Source organism: Streptomyces sp. bgisy100 (assembly GCF_057709105.1).
In genome coordinates, this window is record NZ_JBYITE010000042.1 from 13567 (window position 1) to 28224 (window position 14658).

A 14658-nucleotide genomic window follows, 5' to 3' on the forward strand; every position below is an offset into this window, starting at 1 on the left:
CGGCGTGGCAGGGACGCTCTGTTCAACTCCCCTTCCCCGGCCCAGGACACGCGCCCCTGCCGCTCAGCCCAGTAGCCCCTCCGCGAGCGCCCGCCCCAGAGCAGCGGCGCCCAGCCCCACCACCACCGACCCGACGATGTTCGCCACGGCCGCGAGCGCATGCCCCCGCTCGCCGAGCCGCAGCGACTCGTAGGAGAACGTCGAGTACGTCGTCAGCGCGCCGCACAGCCCCGTCCCCAGCAGCAGCTGCACCCGTGACGAGGCGGCACCGGCGGCCACCACGCCCGTCACCACACCCAGGACCAGCGAACCGGCCATGTTGACGACGTACGTGCCCCACGGGAACACGGAGTCGTGCCGGGCCTGCACCGCCCGGTCCACGAGGTAGCGCAGCGGTGCGCCGACGGCCGCGCCTACGGCCACGAGCAGCCAGTTCACCGGCTCCCGCCTCCGTTGCCGGCGGGGACGCCGGGGGCCGTGCGCCGCCGGACGGCCGCCCGCGTCAGGGCCGCGGCCGCCGCTACGCCGCCGAGCGCCGCGCCCAGCGTTCCGGCCGCGTACCCGGCCGCCGTTCCGGCGCGTCCGCGGTCGAGCAGTTCCACGAGGTCCACGGCATAGGTCGAGAATGTGGTGAAGCCGCCCAGCACCCCCGTGCCGAGGAAGGGCCTGACCAGCGGATGGGCCTCCCGGGTCTCCACCACGAGCACCATCAGGACACCGATCAGCGCACAGCCGACGGCGTTGACCCCGAACGTCGTCCAGGGGAACGTTCCTGCTGCCACCGGCCAGACCAGGGACGCCCCGTACCGGGCGCAGGCCCCGATGACGCCGCCCGCGGCGACCACCGCGATCACCGTCCACAGGTGGTGCCCGACGGCTTCGGCGCGGTCCGCGGGAATGTGCAGGTCGACATCGGGGTCCACCGGCTCCCGGAACGGCCCGGAGACGGCGGTCGCGCCCGGCGGCCGACGCCGCGGGCCGCTTCGGCGCGCCGCCTCCGGCACTTCGCCCGACGCCTCCGGTGCCGCGCCGGCGCCGGCCCGGTCACCGCCGTCGGACGGTTCGCCGGTGTGGGCCCGGTCACCGCCGTCAGCCAGCCCGCCGACGCCGTACCGGTCACCGCCGTCAGCCGCCCCGCCGATGCCGTACCGGTCATCGTTGCGGTACCGGCCGCCGTTGCCGCCCCCGTCACCGCCGTCAGCCGGTTCGCCATGCCCCCGGCGCTCCCCGGCCCCCTCCCCGGCCCCCTCCGCGCTCACCCGTAGCCCAGGGCGTGCAGCCGCTCGTCGTCGATGCCGAAGTGGTGGGCGATCTCGTGCACCACCGTCACCTCGGTCTCCGAGACGACCTCCTCACGGCTGGTGCACATCCGCAGGGTGGGCCCCCGGTAGATCGTGATCCGGTCCGGCAGCACGCCGGCGTACCACTCCCCGCGGTCGGTGAGCGGCGTCCCCTCGTACAGCCCGAGCAGCTCCGGGTCGTCCGCCGGCGGTTCGTCCTCCACGAACACCGCGACGTTGTCCATCAGCCGCGTCAGCTCCGGCGGAATCCGGTCCAGCGCCTCGGCGACCAGTTCCTCGAACTCCTCGCGCGTCATCTCCAGCACGCTGCTCATTCTCCGCCACGAAGCCCCGGACCGAGGCGGTCCGGAGTGCCCCGGCCCGGCGAGCCGCCGTCACGGCCCCGCGGACCGGGCGTCCGGAACCGCCCCGGCACGGCCCCGCCGGCGGGGATCCACCCGCGCCGGCACCGGCCTCGCACCACCGTCGGCCCATCGTCCGGCCCCTGTCCCCCTCCCCCGCCACGGCCCCGCCCCGGCCCCGCGCCGGAGCGACGGCACGGCCGGGCCGACCGGTGCGGGCCGCGCCACCGGGGCACTGCCGCCGCGCTCCCGGCGCTCCCGCGCCCCCCCGCATACCGGCCGTGGCGCACGGGCATACGGCCCCAATGGATCGCGAACCCGTACGGTCGCCCCATCCCCTGCGCGCCCTGGGCACGAGCGTGGCGAGCCACTGGCGCCGGCTCGCCGGGCCCGGCCGCGAACTCCCCGCCGGCTCCCTCACCCCTCGGCCGTCCCCGCTCGCCCGGGCGGCCGGCCTGACCGCGGTGGTCCTCCTCGGCGCGTGGCTGGGGCTGCTGATCGTCGGAAGCGTCCGCACCCCCGTGGGCCCGATGGACACCCGGATGACACTGCGCCCGTCCTTCACCGGCGGCACCAAGGTGAACGTCTCGCCGCTCGGTTCGCTCGAACTCCGCAGCCACGTCGCCCCGATACGGCTCGACGTCGACGTCGACCGGCTCGACCCGGCCCGCTCCCAGGCCCTCGTCGACCACCCCGAGCGGATCTCCGGCCTCCAGGACGAGGTCACGCGCGATGTCACCGCCGGCACCTCCGACCTGGCCCTGCGCTCCTGCGTCGCGGTCGTCTCCGGCGCGACCGCCCTCGGCCTGGCCGTCTACCGGCGCCCGCGGCGGGCGCTGGCCGCGGGCGGGCTCGCGCTGGGCCTGCTCGCGGCGTCCGGCGGCGCGGCGTACGCGACCTGGAACCCGCAGGCGGTGCTGGAGCCGAAGTTCTCCGGCCTGCTGTCCAGCGCCCCCAACGTGGTCGGCAACGCCCGCAGCATCGTCAGCGACTTCGACGTCTACCAGCGGGAGTTGGCCCGGCTGGTGACCAATGTGACCAAGCTCTACGACGTCACCTCGACCCTCCCCGTCTACCGGCCGGACCCGACGACGGTGCGCGTGCTGCACGTCTCCGACATCCACCTCAACCCGGCGGCCTGGCACATCATCGAGTCGCTGGTCGACCAGTACGAGATCGACGTGATCATCGACTCCGGGGACACGATGGACCACGGCAGCGCGGCGGAGAACGGTTTCCTCGACCCCGTCTCCGGCCTCGGCGCCCCGTACGTCTGGGTGCGCGGCAACCACGATTCCGCCGCCACCCAGAAGTCGATGGCGGGGCGCAAGGGTGTGCGTGTCCTGGACGACAGCAGGCCGGTCCGGGTCGCCGGGCTGCTGATCGCGGGCGTCGGCGACCCGCAGTTCACCCCCGACCGGTCGGTCGTCGCCGCCGGGGACCCGGCCGAGAAGCGGGTCGGCCGGGAGCTGGCGTCGGCCCTGCGGCTGCAGAAGGCCGTCGGACGGCCGGTGGACATCGCCGTCGCCCACAACCCCGTCGCCGCGGCGGAGACGGACGGCACGGTGCCGCTGGCGCTGGCCGGGCACATCCACCGGCGCGGCAACGAGGTGCTGCGGCACGGCACCCGGCTGATGATCCAGGGCACCACCGGCGGCAGCGGGCTGCGCGCGGTGGACGACGCGGAACCGGACCCGGTGCAGGCCTCGGTCCTCTACCTGGACCGGGACACCCGCCGGCTCCAGGCGTGGGACGAGATCACGCTGGGCGGTCTGGGGCTGTCGACGGCCGAGGTCAGCCGCCATCTCCCGGCCGAGAACTCCCCCGGAGCCACCCCGTCGCCCTCGGCTTCGTAAACCGTTTTGGCGATCGCTCCTCCCATCCCATATGCTTCTCACGTCCCCGACGCGCTGAGAAGCGCCCAGGTGGGCCATCAGCCCTCATCGTCTAGTGGCCCAGGACGCCGCCCTTTCAAGGCGGTAGCACGGGTTCGAATCCCGTTGGGGGCACGCAACACCCTGTGCGAGACTAGTGCTCGCACGAGCTTGGTCCTGTGGAGCAGTTTGGAGTGCTCGCCACCCTGTCAAGGTGGAGGCCGCGGGTTCAAATCCCGTCAGGACCGCTGCGGCTGGGTAGCTCAGTTGGTACGAGCGTCCGCCTGAAAAGCGGAAGGTCGCCGGTTCGACCCCGGCCCCAGCCACCGCAGCCCATCCGGGCAGATGCCCCCTCCGAAGATCTTCGGAGGGGGCATTTTCATGCCCGTGACAGCACGCGGCGGCACCGGCCGCTCAGCGGCGCAGCGGTTCACAGGCCCTGAGGTTCACAGGCCCCGAGGTTCAGGTGGGGACCGAGGACCCGACATATGGAATTTTGCAGGATTATTCCGATTCCCGATGCCGCCCCGTCAAGGAGCCGTCAGAAAAAGTAAATAGCCATTGCATGCATATAGCGGCGCTGGTAGCGTCCTTCTCGTAATGATCAAGACGGGGAATTCGGGGGTTGACTTCGTGACCGTACGAAGCAGAGGGATATCCACGCTTATCGCTTTCGCCATGACCGGCACCATGTTCGGCATTGGCGCGCAGACCGCGAATGCGGCTCCGGCGGAGCGCGACGGGGATGCGGCCGTCTCGCGGGCGGCAACTCAGGCGCAGATCAACGCTGCCGGAGCCGATGAAATCTGTGCGGTTCTCGGGATCGGCAGTGGCGCGGCAGGCCTGTCCAAGGCCCTGGCCAAGGGCGCGTCGTGGGTAGGCATCGGCGCCAGCGTCGGGTGCTACGCCTACACAAAGGCGAAGAACGCCACGCCCGCGGAAAAGCGAGCGGCCATGATGAGGTCGTACAGGAACTACCAAGCAAAGAGCGACCTCGGAAAGCTCGACGCGCTCGGTTACTACTGCCGTAAAAAGGATGGCGGCGGTGGCGGCGGCACCGACATCGCTCCCCTCATCGGGTGGCGGGACATCCGTATGAAGGGCGTTACCTACACGTGCACCAACACACGGGACTGACCAGTCCCCGCAACCCGCGCCATGGAGAGCAATTCCTGTTCTCCCTGGCGCTGGTCGTGGTGAGCCTGCTGTGGATCACACAGGACATGGCCCTCTGGGCGAGGGTCATGTGCGGAGCCGGTGCAGTCGGGGGAGCGCTGGGGGCGCTCTACTTCGGGTGGCGCTACGTGCGCACCCGCGGGGAAGCGTCGTGAGGTCTTCTCGGCCGCCCCTGACCGCGCCGTCCGCGCCGTCCGCGCCGTCCGCGCCGTCCGCGCCGTCCGCGCCGTCCGCGAACAGCGTCGTGCCCACAGGCACTTGAGCGTCTCTGAACAGCGAAAGGCCCCGACGGGTTCGGCCGTCGGGGCCTTTTGTCACGCCTACGGCCTGTCACGCGTACGGCTTGTCACGCGTCCGGCGCCGTGACGGCCCGGCCCGGACAGGTGCGCCGGGCCATGACGCCGTGTCGATCAGACGTTGGCGCAGATGACGAAGACGCTGATGCCCACGGTGTCCGTGGTGGTCTGCCGACCCAGTCCGATCCAGCCCCTTCCGTCATCGGTGGGGAAGCTGCCGACGAGGATGGCGCTGTTGCCCCGCGCCTCGGCGCCGCCGCCGAGGGCCTTCTTGCCCGCGGGGCAGTACACCGTGCGCCGCTGGAAGTTCGGGACATTGGCGTTGGGGAGCCTGACCAGCTCGTACCCGGGCACTCCCGGACCGACGCGGGAGTCATCGCGGGAAACGGGCGCATCGGCGCGGTGCGAACCGGTCGCCTGGACGTCGCTGTCCTGCGCTGCCCACCCGGTGCCCGGCGTCAGAGCCATGGCCAGTGCGCCGGCGGCGATGACGAGCCTTCCACGCATGTGTGTCTTCCTTTCGTCGCGGGCCCCTGGACGGGACCGGCACCGTGACATGAGTGACCGGACGAAGCGGAAAGTACGTCGCAGGAATAGGTAAGTCCTGCAAATGGCGGAAAGAGGAGGAGCCTACGGGTGCCACGAGAAGGCCGGTGCCACGAGAAGGCCCGCGCCATCAGAAAGCCGCTCGTCTCGGCCCTCCGGTGACCGCGCCCGGGGGAATCCGGCCCACCCGCCCTGGCCGGGGACGCGGCGGGAGCAGCCGCCCGCAGCAAGAGCAACCGCTCGCCGGCTGAGCAGAGGAGTCGCCGCCGGCAGCGACCTCAAGGCTTGCGGTGCCGCGCCCCTCAAGGCTTGCCGTGCCGCGACCCGAAGGCCCCCGGCGCCACGGCCAACACCACGGGACGTTCTCATGAACGGACGAAATCTCCCGCCCCGCACGCAACCGACGCCGCGCAATCACTGTCCTCGAAGAACGAGGCACCCTGCGCGATGGGGACCGACCCGGAGGTTTGGAACATGCAGTACACCCGTGCCCGCCGCGCCGCTCTCGGCGCGCTCGCCACGCTCGCGCTCGTCCCGCTGTCGGCCTGCGGGTCCGGTGGGGGCGTCCGGGCCGCGGGAGACGCGCGGCCGAACGACGCGACCGCGAAGCCGGCCGTCGCACCTGCCGCGGAGACCGGTGCGGCCGTGCGGTCGGCGGCCGGCGCGAAGGCGTCCGCCGCCGAGTTCAAGAAGCTGGAGCGGAAGTTCGACGCACGGCTGGGGGTCTACGCCGTCGACACCGGCACCGGGCGCGAGGTGACCCACCGGGACGGCGAGCGGTTCGCGTACGCCTCCACCTTCAAGGCGCTCGCCGCCGGTGCCGTGCTGCGGAAGTACTCACCGAGCGGGATGGACCGGGTGGTCAAGTACTCCAAGGACGACCTGGTCGACTACTCCCCGGTGACCGAGAAGCACGTCGGAACCGGGATGACCCTGACGGAGCTGTGCGACGCCGCCGTCCGCTACAGCGACAACACCGCGGGAAACCTGCTGTTCGACGCGGTCGGCGGCCCCAAGGGGCTGCAGGCCGCGCTCCGGAAGGCGGGCGACGACGTCACGCGCATGGAGCGCCGCGAGACGGAGCTGAACGACTGGACGCCCGGTGACACCCGTGACACGAGCACGCCACGGGCACTGGCCCAGGACCTGCGCGCGTACGTGCTCGGTGACCTCCTGGACAAGAGCGACCGCGCGCAGCTCACGAAGTGGCTGCGGACCAACACCACCGGGGGCGAGCTCATCCGCGCCGGGATGCCCGAGGGCTGGGTGGTCGGCGACAAGACCGGCGCCGGCAGCACCTACGGCGCCCGCAACGACATCGCCGTGGTGTGGCGCCCCGATGGCGCGCCCATCGTCGTGGCGATCACCTCGAACCGCCACGCGAAGGACGCCGACTACGACAACGCCCTGATCGCGCAGGCGGCCGAGGTGGTCGCCGACAAGCTGTCGTAGCACCGGGTGTGCGGCGGTCCGCGGGCCGCCGCACACCTTGGGACAGCCGGGCACGGCCGCGCACGGATCGCGCCTTCCAGCCGCCCCGTTCCCTCCGGCCGCCCCGGATCCCCACCGGCTGTCCCGTCCGTTCCGGCCGCCCCGGATCCCCACCGGCTGTCCCGTCCGTTCCTGCCAGGCCGCACCCTTCCGCTCCGGCCGCCCCATTCCATTCCGGCGGTCCCGGGCGTTACGGCCTTCCGTTCCGGCCGCCCCGCTCTTCCACCGCATCGTCGGCGTCAGGTCTTCCACGACGTCGTCGGGTCGGATCTTCTGCTGCTTTGTCGGGGTCGGGCCCGCCTTGCGGCGCACATCCCGATACGATCAACTGCTCCGCGCAACTGCGCGAGTGAGCATGTGGACCCGGGGGGGTTCTTGAAACGCATCACCATGGGCGCCGCCACCGCTGTGGCCGCGCTCGTCAGCGCTCTTGTCGTGCCCGGCACGGCGTACGCTGCAGGCCCGGCCATCGAGGACGTCGGCAGTTCCCTGAAGGACTGGTCCGTCATCGACGTCCGGCTGCACCACAGCGGACCGATCACCGACGTCACCGCCCATGTGCGGCCCCAGGGCAGCGACACCGAGGTCGCCACCGTCAAGGGCTTCACCGAGAGCGACCGGGTCGCCCCGGACGAGGGGGTCTGGAGCTCCGCGCCCCTCCGCCTGAAGGAACTGGGCGACTACGCGATCGACGTGGAGGTCACCGACGCCTCCGGAGCGACCACGACGAAGAAGGACGCCGGCACGCTGCACTACGCGAAGCAGCCGGTCTTCTCGTCCTTCCGCGTCACACCCACCGCACCGACGCTGGAGGACCGGACGGTCACCGCGAGCGGCGACCTCGTGGTCCGCGACCCGGTCACCCGCGACACCACCGCGCTGGCCGACGCCCCGGTCGAGGTCTCCCTCGACCGGAACGGCGAGGCGACCGCCACCACCGACGCCGCCGGGCACTTCTCCGTCTCCCACGAACTGGAGCAGGGAGGCTGGGCCTCGGCGACGTACCGGGGCGGCCTCGGGTACGCCCACGCGGACTGGATCGCCGTCACCCCGAAGGCCGCGCCGACCCGGATCGTGCTGGACAAGAGCTCGCACCGGGTCGACCTCGGGCAGCAGGTGGACGTCTCCGGGCTGCTGCAGTACCGGAGCGGTTCGGCGTGGAAGCCGCTGCCGGGCGTCAAGCTGGCGCTGGACCGGAAGGACTGCACCGCCTGCGACCCGGTCGAGGCGACGAGCGACCCGTCGGGCCGCTTCACCTTCACCAAGTACGCGACGGAGCGCGCCACCTGGCAGGTCGGCTTCCCCGCCGGGCGCAACCCCTGGATCGACCGCACCACCACCGCGGCGGTGACGGTCGACGTCGTGGCGCGGACGGAGTTCGAGGACTTCTCGGCCTCGCTCGACAAGAACGTCGGCCTCGAGATCGCCGGACGTCTGAAGATCACGGGCCGGGGCGAGCCGTCCGGGCGGGTTCCGGTCCGGATCCAGTACTCGCCGGACGGCCGCACGGGGTGGACGACCCGCAGGACGACCGACGTCTCCTTCGGCTCCCGGTTCACCGAGCAGCTGCCCGGCCACACCGACGGCCACTGGCGGCTGCAGTACGCCGGAACCGCGGACATCAAGGGCACCACGAGTACCGCCGTCCACGCGGGCCGCACCCTGACGCGGATCAAGGGCGCGGGCGCCTCGCCGGAGCCCGTGCGCAAGGGCCGCAAGCTCACGGTGCGGGGCACCCTGCAGGAGCGGAAGCCGGGCTGGAAGGGCTACGGCGCGCAGAAGGTGCAGATCCTGTTCCGGCCCAAGGGCCTGCAGGAGTGGTCGCTGATGGGGACGACGACCACGAAGTCCGACGGCAGCTTCAGCAAAAGGTTCACCGCACGGCGGGACGGCACCTGGGCGCCGGTCTTCCTCGACGCCGACAGCGGCCACTTCGTCGCCGGCGGCCACGAGGACTACGTCGACGTGAAGTGACCCGCTCGGCTCCACCCGCACGGCGGCTCGGCACCACCCACGGCAGCTCCGCGCCAGCACGGCAGCTCGGGAACATCCGTACAGCAGCTCCGCGCCAGCACGGCAGCTCGGAAGCATCCGTACAGCAGCTCCGCGCCACCCGAACAGCAAAGAGCCCCGCTCCTCGTCCGAGGAGCGGGGCTCTCGCGTCGGGAGCCGGGCCACCGACGGGCCGGACGGGGCCGCGTCAGCCGCTGCGGCCGGGCCCGGCGGGCGCGGGCTCCGCCGCCTCGCCCTCCTGGGCATGCCCCTTGGGCTTCTCGGGGAAGATCAGGTGCACCCCTCCCCGGATGATCCCCAGGCTCGCGGCCCCGAGGGCCCAGCGCGCCCACCGCATGGTCCCCTCCCAGTCATGAGGAGGGCCGAACACCAGCCAGGACGCAACGGCGATCCCCGCCAGCACCGTCATCACTCCGCCGATCCGGCGTAATCCACTCTGCATGGGCTCATCGTTCCACCCGGGATCCCCGCCCCGCCAAGCCTTTCCGGCCTCCGGCGCGCCTCCCCGGCCGGCCCCGCGTACCACCCCGCCCGGACCCCCGACGCCCGGCCGGGCCCGGCACCGCGGCGGCCCTCCGATACCGGCCCCGCCCGGTCGTTACGGAAATGGTTGGCCGACAGTTTCGGCGGGGTGAGATCCTTGACCAGGTATGCCTACATCCTCGCCTTCCGCCTCCCCCGCGTTCGCCGCTCTGCAGGAGCGGCTGTCCGAGCTGACCCTCCGCGACGAGCGGCGGCTCGGCCGCCGTCTCGACGGCGCGCGCCGCATCCGCAAACCGGAGGCCCGGCAGGCCGTCCTCGACGAGATCGCCGCCGAGGTCGACCAGGCCGCGCACCGCGTCGACCGGCGCCGCGCCGCCGTCCCGGCGGTCGACTATCCGGAACAGCTCCCGGTCAGCCAGAAGAAGGACGACATCCTGGAGGCGATCCGCGACCACCAGGTCGTGATCGTCGCGGGCGAGACCGGCTCCGGCAAGACCACCCAGATCCCCAAGATCTGTCTGGAGCTCGGCCGCGGCGTCCGGGGCCTCATCGGCCACACCCAGCCCCGCCGGATCGCGGCCCGTACGGTCGCCGAGCGGGTCGCGGAGGAGCTGCGGACCCCGCTCGGGGAGGCCGTGGGCTGGAAGGTCCGTTTCACCGACCAGGTCGGCGGCGACACCCTCGTCAAGCTGATGACGGACGGCATCCTGCTCGCCGAGATCCAGACCGACCGCGAGCTGCGCCAGTACGACACGATCATCATCGACGAGGCCCACGAGCGCAGCCTCAACATCGACTTCATCCTGGGCTACCTCGCCCAGCTGCTCCCCCGCCGCCCCGACCTCAAGGTCGTGATCACCTCGGCGACGATCGACCCGGAGCGCTTCTCCCGGCACTTCGGCGACGCACCGATCGTCGAGGTCAGCGGGCGGACGTACCCGGTCGAGGTGCGGTACCGGCCGCTGCTGGAGGAGGGCGGCGAGGAGGGCGACCGCGACCAGGTCACCGCCATCTGCGACGCGGTGGACGAGCTGCAGTCCGAAGGCCCGGGCGACATCCTGGTCTTCCTCTCCGGCGAGCGGGAGATCCGCGACACCGCCGACGCGCTCAACAAGAAGAACCTCCGGCACACCGAGGTGCTGCCGCTCTACGCCCGGCTGTCCCACGCCGAGCAGCACCGGGTCTTCCAGCGCCACACGGGCCGCCGGATCGTCCTGGCGACCAACGTCGCCGAGACCTCGCTGACCGTCCCCGGCATCCGCTACGTCATCGACCCGGGCGCCGCCCGGATCTCCCGCTACAGCCACCGCACCAAGGTGCAGCGGCTGCCCATCGAGCGGATCTCGCAGGCCAGCGCCAACCAGCGCAAGGGCCGCTGCGGGCGGACCAGCGACGGCGTGTGCGTCCGGCTCTACTCCGAGGAGGACTTCCTCTCCCGGCCGGAGTTCACGGACGCCGAGATCCTCCGCACCAATTTGGCCTCCGTCATCCTCCAGATGACCGCGGCGGGCCTCGGCGACATCGAGAAGTTCCCCTTCATCGACCCGCCGGACCGCCGCAACATCAAGGACGGCGTCCAGCTCCTCGAGGAGCTCGGCGCGCTCGACCCGCAGCAGAAGGACCCGAAGAAGCGCCTCACCGACACCGGGCGCAAGCTGTCGCAGCTGCCGGTCGACCCGCGGCTGGCCCGGATGGTGCTGGAGGCCGACCGCAACGGCTGTGTCCGCGAGGTCATGGTGATCACCGCGGCGCTGTCCATCCAGGACCCCCGCGAGCGGCCGTCGGACAAGCAGCAGCAGGCCGACCAGCAGCACGCCCGCTTCAAGGACGAGACCAGCGACTTCCTCGCCTTCCTCAACCTGTGGCGCTACATCCGGGAGCAGCAGAAGGAGCTGTCCTCGTCGGCGTTCCGCCGGATGTGCCGCAACGAGTTCCTGAACTACCTCCGGATACGGGAGTGGCAGGACATCTACACCCAGCTGCGCCAGGTCGCGAAGTCGATGGGTGTCCACCTGAACGACGAGGACGCGGCGCCGGAGCGGGTGCACACCTCCCTGCTCGCCGGTCTGCTCTCGCACCTCGGGCTGAAGGACACCGACAAGAACGAGTACCTGGGCGCGCGCAGCGCCAAGTTCGCCGTCTTCCCGGGATCGGCGCTGTTCAAGAAGCCGCCGCGGTGGATCATGTCGGCGGAGCTGGTCGAGACCTCCCGGCTGTGGGCGCGGGTGAACGCCCGGGTCGAGCCCGAGTGGATCGAGCCGCTCGCCCAGCACCTGGTCAAGCGGAACTACAGCGAGCCGCACTGGGAGAAGGACCAGGCGGCGGTGATGGCGTACGAGCGGGTGACGCTGTACGGCGTGCCGATCGTTGCCCAGCGCAAGGTCAACTACGGGCGCATCGACCCGGAGACCAGCCGCGAGCTGTTCATCCGGAACGCCCTGGTGGAGGGCGACTGGCGGACCCACCACCAGTTCTTCCACGACAACCGCAAGCTGCTCGGCGAGGTCGAGGAGCTGGAGCACCGCGCCCGCCGCCGCGACATCCTGGTCGACGACGAGACGCTCTTCGACTTCTACGACCGGAAGCTCCCCGAGCACGTCGTCTCCGGCGCCCACTTCGACTCCTGGTGGAAGCACAAGCGCCGGGACGAACCGGAGCTGCTCAACTTCGAGCAGTCGATGCTGATCAACGAGAACGCGGAAGCCGTCACCAAGGACGACTACCCGGACTCCTGGCGGCAGGGGAAGCTGAAGTTCCGGGTGACCTACCAGTTCGAGCCGGGCACGGACGCGGACGGCGTGACCGTGCACATTCCGCTCCAGGTGCTCAACCAGGTCACCGCGGAGGGCTTCGACTGGCAGATCCCCGGGCTGCGCGTGGACCTGGTGACCGAGCTGATCCGGTCGCTGCCGAAGCCGATCCGGCGCAACTACGTCCCGGCGCCCGACTTCGCCCGCCGGTTCCTCGACTCGGCGGTGCCGCGCCAGGAGCCGCTGCCGCTCACGCTCGCCCGCGAGCTCCAGCGCATGGTCGGGGTGCCGGTCACGGCGGACGACTTCGACCCCGGCAGGGTCCCCGACCATCTGAAGATCACCTTCCGGGTGATCGACGAGCGCCGCCGCAAGCTCGCCGAGGACAAGGACCTTCAGGGGCTGCAGCTGAAGCTGAAGCCCCGGACCCGGGCCGCGATCACCAAGGCCTTCGAGAAGGCCGCGGACGCCTCCCCGGGCAGCGCGGGCCCGGAGCAGCGCACCGGCCTGACCCGGTGGACGATCGGCGCCCTGCCGCGGACCTTCGAGACCCGTCGGGCCGGCCATCCGGTGAAGGCGTACCCGGCGCTGGTCGACGAAGGGTCGACGGTCGCGGTGCGGCTCTTCGACACCGAGGCGGAGCAGGCCGAGGCGATGTGGCGCGGCACCCGGCGCCTGATCCTGCTCAACATCCCGTCCAACCCGGCCAAGTTCGCCCAGGGCAAGCTGAGCAACCAGGCGAAGCTGGCGCTCTCCCGCTCGCCGCACGGCAGCGTGCAGGCGCTCTTCGACGACTGCGCGACCGCGGCGGCCGACCGGCTGATCGCGGCCCGCGGGGGCCCGGCCTGGGACGAGGAGGGCTTCCGCAAGCTCTTCGACGCGGTGCGCGCCGACCTGGTGGACGCCACGCTGGACACCGTCCGCGGGGTCCAGGAGGTGCTGGCGGCCTGGCACTCCTGCGAGGGCCGGCTGAAGGCCACGAAGTCCCCGGTGCTCCTGCCGTCGCTCACCGACGTCAAGGAGCAGCTGGCGGGGCTCATCAAGCCGGGCTTCGTGACCGATCACGGCGCCCGCCGCCTGCCCGACCTGCTGCGCTATCTGGTCGCCGCCGACCGGCGCCTCCAGCAGCTCCCCACCAACGCCGAGCGGGACCGCACCCGGATGGCGAAGGTGAAGGAGATGCAGGACGAGTACGCCTGGCTGCTGGAGCAGTTCCCCGCGGGGAAGCCGGTGCCGCGGCAGGCCCGGGAGATCCGCTGGATGATCGAGGAGCTGCGGGTCAGCTACTTCGCGCACGCGCTGGGCACGGCGTACCCGGTGTCGGACAAGCGGATCGTGAAGGCGGTCGACGCGGCGGTTCCGGGGGCCTGAGAGCCGGGCGGGAGCGGCGCCGTGGGCGGTGCTTCCCGGCTCCTGGCACCCCGCGCGGGCGCGAGTTCGACCGCACCCCCTGACCTGCTGTAGAGTCTCGTATCGCAGCGAAGAGAGATCGCCGCTGCGACACCTGGTCCTGTGGAGCAGTTTGGAGTGCTCGCCACCCTGTCAAGGTGGAGGCCGCGGGTTCAAATCCCGTCAGGACCGCAGCAATAAGGCCCGGATCCCCAGGATCCGGGCCTTCTTCGTGTTCCCGCCTCCTTGACTGCGGCCCGGACCCCGAGTACCCAGGCAAGTAGGGGAACGGGGAGCCGGAGCCCGGGAGGTGCCGCACATGAGGACACCGGTCCGACATGAGACGAAGGCGCTGCTGCGGGCGCACCTGGCCGCCGCTTCCGGCTACCGCCATCTGACCCGGCACTGCCCGATCTGCCACCGGCTGCTGCGGCTGGCGATGGAGCCGGCGGAGCGGAGCACGGACACGGGGAGCCCTCGGGCACCGCGGGACCGGGAGGGACCGCGTGAGGCACCGGGCACGGAACCGACGGAGAGCCGGCGCCCCCCGGGCCGGACGGCCGGACCGGAGCCCACGCCCGTCCCGTCCGAAACACCCGCGGAGTCGGGCCCGTCCGGAACGCGTGCCGAGTCCGGCACGTCCGACGTGCCCGCCGGCACCGGCCCGCACGACGGCACCACCGCCGCTCCCGGCACCCCTCCCGACACCGCGACGGCGCAAACCTCTCAGGGCGCCGCCTCGCGGCCTCGCCGCAACTCCCGCGCCGATCAGGGCCCCGAGGCCGCGCCGACCCCTCAGAACGCCACCTGCGGCCACATCACCCCGCAGGGCGCCCCGGGCCGCGATGAATCCGGAAGTACTCCCACCGCTTGACCGGCCCGCCCCTGAGCGGCGATCGGACGCGACGCCTCCGGCGTGTCCACTACCGCAGGGTTACCCAGCAGTACAAGCTTGGGGCCCTGTGACGGGAGTCACCGATGAAGTTTGAAAAAGGGGG

At 71.9% G+C, this 14658-nt stretch carries 12 protein-coding genes and 4 tRNA genes; 11 read left to right on the forward strand and 5 right to left on the reverse strand.

All coding sequences use genetic code 11. From position 1 onward, the window contains the following. Positions 1–63 precede the first annotated feature (63 nt). From crcB (AC3EQ1_RS24060) to AC3EQ1_RS24070, 3 genes are all read right to left on the reverse strand, one after another. Positions 64–438 (reverse strand): fluoride efflux transporter CrcB, encoded by a 375-nt coding sequence (gene crcB, locus AC3EQ1_RS24060; RefSeq protein ID WP_432096417.1) that lies wholly within the window; start codon positions 436–438, stop codon positions 64–66. Beyond that, complete coding sequence (gene crcB / locus AC3EQ1_RS24065; RefSeq protein ID WP_432096451.1) at positions 435–923, reverse strand: fluoride efflux transporter CrcB; 489 nt, start codon at positions 921–923, stop codon at positions 435–437. The genes crcB (AC3EQ1_RS24060) and crcB (AC3EQ1_RS24065) overlap by 4 nt, the downstream gene beginning before the upstream one ends. Positions 924–1255: 332 nt before the next feature. Beyond that, positions 1256–1606, reverse strand: a complete 351-nt coding sequence (locus AC3EQ1_RS24070) for a metallopeptidase family protein (RefSeq protein ID WP_351515456.1) — start codon at positions 1604–1606, stop codon at positions 1256–1258. Between the two features lie 341 nt (positions 1607–1947). Between AC3EQ1_RS24070 and AC3EQ1_RS24075 the strand changes: the two genes are divergently transcribed. The 6 genes from AC3EQ1_RS24075 to AC3EQ1_RS24100 all read left to right on the forward strand — a co-directional run bounded on the left by AC3EQ1_RS24075 (position 1948) and on the right by AC3EQ1_RS24100 (position 4847). Further along, complete coding sequence (locus AC3EQ1_RS24075; protein WP_432096418.1) at positions 1948–3498, forward strand: metallophosphoesterase family protein; 1551 nt, start codon at positions 1948–1950, stop codon at positions 3496–3498. A gap of 80 nt (positions 3499–3578) precedes the next feature. Further along, a tRNA-Glu gene (locus AC3EQ1_RS24080) sits at positions 3579–3651 on the forward strand. A gap of 38 nt (positions 3652–3689) precedes the next feature. Next, a tRNA-Asp gene (locus AC3EQ1_RS24085) sits at positions 3690–3764 on the forward strand. Positions 3765–3768: 4 nt separating this feature from the next. Beyond that, a tRNA-Phe gene (locus AC3EQ1_RS24090) sits at positions 3769–3842 on the forward strand. 352 nt (positions 3843–4194) lie between these two features. Continuing rightward, positions 4195–4653 (forward strand): hypothetical protein, encoded by a 459-nt coding sequence (locus AC3EQ1_RS24095; protein WP_432096419.1) that lies wholly within the window; start codon positions 4195–4197, stop codon positions 4651–4653. Next, the gene (locus tag AC3EQ1_RS24100) at positions 4632–4847 is read left to right on the forward strand and encodes a hypothetical protein (RefSeq protein WP_432096420.1); all 216 of its coding nucleotides are present in this window, start codon (positions 4632–4634) and stop codon (positions 4845–4847) included. The genes AC3EQ1_RS24095 and AC3EQ1_RS24100 overlap by 22 nt, the downstream gene beginning before the upstream one ends. A gap of 255 nt (positions 4848–5102) precedes the next feature. Here AC3EQ1_RS24100 and AC3EQ1_RS24105 read toward each other — a convergent pair whose 3' ends face one another. Further along, the gene (locus AC3EQ1_RS24105; RefSeq protein WP_432096421.1) at positions 5103–5495 is read right to left on the reverse strand and encodes a hypothetical protein; all 393 of its coding nucleotides are present in this window, start codon (positions 5493–5495) and stop codon (positions 5103–5105) included. A gap of 513 nt (positions 5496–6008) precedes the next feature. On the opposite strand from AC3EQ1_RS24105, the gene bla reads away from it, so the two are divergent. Both bla and AC3EQ1_RS24115 read left to right on the forward strand, forming a co-directional pair. Beyond that, positions 6009–6986: a class A beta-lactamase gene (gene bla, locus AC3EQ1_RS24110; protein ID WP_432096422.1), complete on the forward strand. Its 978-nt coding sequence runs from the start codon at positions 6009–6011 to the stop codon at positions 6984–6986. A 414-nt stretch (positions 6987–7400) separates the two neighbouring features. Next, positions 7401–8999 (forward strand): hypothetical protein, encoded by a 1599-nt coding sequence (locus tag AC3EQ1_RS24115; RefSeq protein ID WP_432096423.1) that lies wholly within the window; start codon positions 7401–7403, stop codon positions 8997–8999. Positions 9000–9225: 226 nt separating this feature from the next. On the opposite strand, the gene AC3EQ1_RS24120 is transcribed toward AC3EQ1_RS24115, so the two are convergent. Further along, positions 9226–9480, reverse strand: coding sequence for a hypothetical protein (locus tag AC3EQ1_RS24120; RefSeq protein ID WP_432096424.1), 255 nt, complete (start codon positions 9478–9480; stop codon positions 9226–9228). 208 nt (positions 9481–9688) lie between these two features. Here AC3EQ1_RS24120 and hrpA point away from each other — a divergent pair, with 208 nt between their 5' ends. The 3 genes from hrpA to AC3EQ1_RS24135 all read left to right on the forward strand — a co-directional run bounded on the left by hrpA (position 9689) and on the right by AC3EQ1_RS24135 (position 14534). Then, positions 9689–13642: an ATP-dependent RNA helicase HrpA gene (hrpA, locus tag AC3EQ1_RS24125; RefSeq protein WP_432096425.1), complete on the forward strand. Its 3954-nt coding sequence runs from the start codon at positions 9689–9691 to the stop codon at positions 13640–13642. A 135-nt stretch (positions 13643–13777) separates the two neighbouring features. Then, a tRNA-Asp gene (locus AC3EQ1_RS24130) sits at positions 13778–13852 on the forward strand. Between the two features lie 127 nt (positions 13853–13979). After that, on the forward strand, positions 13980–14534 hold the full coding sequence (locus AC3EQ1_RS24135) for a DUF6274 family protein (RefSeq protein ID WP_432096426.1): 555 nt from the start codon (positions 13980–13982) through the stop codon (positions 14532–14534). Positions 14535–14658: the final 124 nt, after the last annotated feature.

Coding starts and splice junctions, on each gene's coding strand:
- bla (WP_432096422.1), top strand. CDS start 6,009: ATGCAGTACACCCGTGCCCGCCGCGCCGCTCTCGGCGCGCTCGCCACG.
- AC3EQ1_RS24135 (WP_432096426.1), top strand. CDS start 13,980: ATGAGGACACCGGTCCGACATGAGACGAAGGCGCTGCTGCGGGCGCAC.
- AC3EQ1_RS24075 (WP_432096418.1), top strand. CDS start 1,948: ATGGATCGCGAACCCGTACGGTCGCCCCATCCCCTGCGCGCCCTGGGC.
- hrpA (WP_432096425.1), top strand. CDS start 9,689: ATGCCTACATCCTCGCCTTCCGCCTCCCCCGCGTTCGCCGCTCTGCAG.
- AC3EQ1_RS24105 (WP_432096421.1), bottom strand. CDS start 5,495: ATGCGTGGAAGGCTCGTCATCGCCGCCGGCGCACTGGCCATGGCTCTG.
- AC3EQ1_RS24120 (WP_432096424.1), bottom strand. CDS start 9,480: ATGCAGAGTGGATTACGCCGGATCGGCGGAGTGATGACGGTGCTGGCG.
- AC3EQ1_RS24095 (WP_432096419.1), top strand. CDS start 4,195: ATGACCGGCACCATGTTCGGCATTGGCGCGCAGACCGCGAATGCGGCT.